The organism is Leptospira jelokensis (assembly GCF_004769635.1).
GTDB classification, from domain to species: Bacteria; Spirochaetota; Leptospiria; order Leptospirales; family Leptospiraceae; genus Leptospira_A; species Leptospira_A jelokensis.
Genome location: NZ_RQGH01000036.1, coordinates 1 through 1,523 on the forward strand (window position 1 = coordinate 1; position 1,523 = coordinate 1,523).

At 36.4% G+C, this 1,523-nt stretch carries 1 protein-coding gene; it reads left to right on the top strand.

Annotated features, from left to right (window positions below; all coding sequences use genetic code 11):
• The first annotated feature begins 162 nt into the window (after positions 1 to 162).
• Entirely contained in the window at positions 163 to 1,308 is a 1,146-nt protein-coding gene (locus tag EHQ62_RS17250; protein ID WP_135645148.1) for an IS91 family transposase, read from the top strand.
• Positions 1,309 to 1,523 lie beyond the last annotated feature (215 nt).

Genomic DNA, 1,523 nt, shown 5'->3' on the forward strand with positions numbered 1-1,523 from the left:
CGCAAGCTACATGCCAGTCCCTAACGTCCCGTTCCGGGACTCAGGGTCGGGGAACTTCGGTAAGTCTATTCGTTATACGTAATGACCAAAATCTTGTCTTTTTGACAGTTTTGACATAGAAAAAATGGATACCAAATAAGCACTTTTGGAACACATTAGTGCATGGATAAACAAGACATTTTTATCAACAATCTCGAGTTCATTAATGACTCTAATCTTCCTAAACATGTTAAAAAAACCGCTCTCGATATCGCTCATTGTAGAACTAATGCTATGAGTGGACATCTTTACCAATGTCCTAATAAACATTTTTCTGTTTTCATTAGAAACTCTTGTAACAATAGATTCTGTCCTAAGTGCCAATACAGGAATAAAGCTCTTTGGAATGTGGCTACTAAAAACTTGATTCTTAACACTCATCATTTCCATCTTGTTTTTAAGTTGCCGGCTTTCTGTTATCCTTTCATTACTTCTTTCTACAAAGATTTTGTGAATCTTCTCTTTGACGCTTCTAAGAAAACTATTTATAAAATTCTTAATCTTTCTTTCAATAAGGACGTTCTTCCTGGTTTTATCATGGTTTTACATACTCATGGAAAATTGAATCAGTTTCATCCTCATATTCATGTGCTAATTACTGATGGTGGGTTTGATAAAGTAAATCATAATTGGGTTCTTTCACAAAACAATCTTTTCGACTTCTTCCAATTCAATTCTATTTACCAAATCATTTTAAAAAAAGAATTACTCTCTTTCTTCAAAAAACATTCTTCTCTTGGTCCTTCTTTTCTTGATTCTATCAACTCTAATTACAAATCTTTTGCTTTCTCTTCAGAAAAAGTCTCTAATCCCTATTCTATCATTGATTACTTCACTAAATCCATTAAAGGTATTTATCTCAATCAACAGCACTTTGATTGCGATGACGATATCGTCTACATTCATACAGGTAAAAATTCTACTTCTTTGTCCCAAAAAAACTTTATTAAACGGTTTCTTTTGCACATTCTACCTGTTGGTGTCAAAACTATCAGGTATTTTGGACTCTATTCTTCTAAAGCAAAAAACTCTCTCGCAATAGCAAAAACTCTTTTTCCAGATGTAGATTCACTTAGCCAAGATAACCTAGCTCATCCAGAAAACTTTGATCATGATTTTGACTTTTTGCCTTACAAGTTTTGCCCTTTCTCCAGGAAACAAATGATTCTTATCGAGAAGACCTTACCTTTTGATGCTCCTTTCTTTGTTTTACAAACTTTTGGGAATGAACCTCCAAACCTAGAACTTTTTTACTCTATGGCTGCTTGAATATATGACACCCTTTTAACCTTGCAATCTCCATTACTCTCTTAAAATGGGTCACTACGTATAACAACGGCTAACCACTTCGCTTCGGGTCAAGCCCTCGCTCGGCCTACGGCACATAGGCTTTCTGGCACTCGCCTGCTTACGCAAGCTACGTGCCAGTCCCTAACGTCCCGTTCCGGGACTCAGGGTCAGCCTACGTCGGTTAGCCTGGTTCG

Coding starts and splice junctions, on each gene's coding strand:
- EHQ62_RS17250 (WP_135645148.1), top strand. CDS start 163: ATGGATAAACAAGACATTTTTATCAACAATCTCGAGTTCATTAATGAC.